1 protein-coding gene is annotated in these 1,578 nt (G+C 68.4%); it reads left to right on the forward strand.

The window, feature by feature from the left end:
• Positions 1-21: 21 nt before the first annotated feature.
• A complete protein-coding gene (locus tag NA4_RS38200; RefSeq protein WP_067481120.1) occupies positions 22-1,407 on the forward strand; it encodes an IS1380 family transposase in 1,386 nt (461 codons plus the stop codon).
• Positions 1,408-1,578 lie beyond the last annotated feature (171 nt).

Genomic DNA, 1,578 nt, shown 5'->3' on the forward strand with positions numbered 1-1,578 from the left:
CGAGTGAGGAGCACCCTTCTGGTGCGGAAGTCTATCTCGCCGTATCCGGCGTTGGTCGCCGACGGTTACGGTTGCGGGGTCGTGTCCCAGGCCGGGGCGGTGCTGTTGCTGCGTACTGCGGAGCGGGTTGGCCTGGTCGGTGGCTTGTCGGCGGTGCTGGCGCCGTGGCGCAAACCGATGGCCACCCACGATCCGGGCAAGATCGTGGCCGATCTGGCGATCTCGCTCGCGATCGGCGGTGACTGTGTCTCGGACCTGGCGCTGCTGCGGGCCGAACAGGGCGTGTTCGGTCCGGTGGCGTCGGACCCGACGGTGTCGCGGCTGGTGACGGTCCTGTCGGCCGACGCACCAAAAGTGTTGGCGGCCATCGCTTCTGCGCGCTCCGACGCACGCGCGCAAGCGTGGACGCTGGCCGGCGAGCACGCCCCCGATCACGGCATCGACGCCGAGCATCCGCTGCTGATCGATCTCGATGCCACCTTGACCGACGCGCACTCGGAGAAGGAACTGGCGGCACCGACATTCAAGCGTGGCTTTGGTTTTCACCCGCTGTGGGCGTTCATCGACCACGGTGAGACCGGCACCGGCGAGCCCGCCGCGGCGATGCTGCGGCCGGGCAACGCCGGGAGCAATACCGCCGCCGACCACAAACAGGTGTTGCACGAAGCCCTCGCCCAGCTGCCGTGGAACCCGTCGTGGCGGATCGGGCGGAAAGTGCTGGTGCGCACCGACTCCGGCGGCGGCACCCACGAATTCCTCGACTACTGCCACCGCCGCCGGATGCAGTACTCGATCGGATTCACCCTCACCGACGAGATCGTCGAAGCCATGGACTCCTACCTGACCGCCGCCGATTGGACACCGGCCTACGACGCCGACGGCGAAGTCCGCGACGGCGCCTGGCTCGTCGAAGCCACCGGCATCGCCGAGTTGTCCGGATGGCCGCCCGGGATGCGGTTGATCGTCAGAAGAGAAAGGCCGCATCCCGGGGCGCAGCTACGGTTCACCGACCGCGACGGACACCGGTTGACCGCGTTCGTCACCAACACCACCAAAGGCCAACTGCCGGACCTGGAACTGCGCCACCGCCGCCGGGCTCGCTGCGAGGACCGTATCCGCGCCGCGAAAGACACGGGCCTGCGGAACCTGCCGTTCCACAGCTTCGACGCCAACCGCATCTGGCTCGCGCTCATCATGCTCGCGATGGATCTGGCGGCCTGGATGCAGACCCTCGCCTTCGGCGACCACCCGGCTCGCCGCTGGGAAGCGAAAAACCTACGGCTGCGGCTGTTCTCGATTCCCGCCCGCCTGGCCCGCCACGCCCGGCGCGTCCACCTGCGCCTGTCGGCCCACAACGCCTGGACCAGCCTCGCACTCACCGCCTTCACCCGCCTGGCAGCGACCTGACCAGCAAGAATCCGCTCCTACGACACCGAACGACCACCACCGGGCCCGTGGAACCCGGCAGCCAGCCCGCTGACCCGGGCCGGTCAACCACACCCACCAGCCCGAATACCATCTGAAAATCCCAATCCGAACCCGATCACGCCGGGCCGCAGGCCCGACGAAAGATCGAGG

This window comes from Nocardia amamiensis NBRC 102102, assembly GCF_001612745.1.
GTDB lineage: Bacteria > Actinomycetota > Actinomycetes > Mycobacteriales > Mycobacteriaceae > Nocardia > Nocardia amamiensis.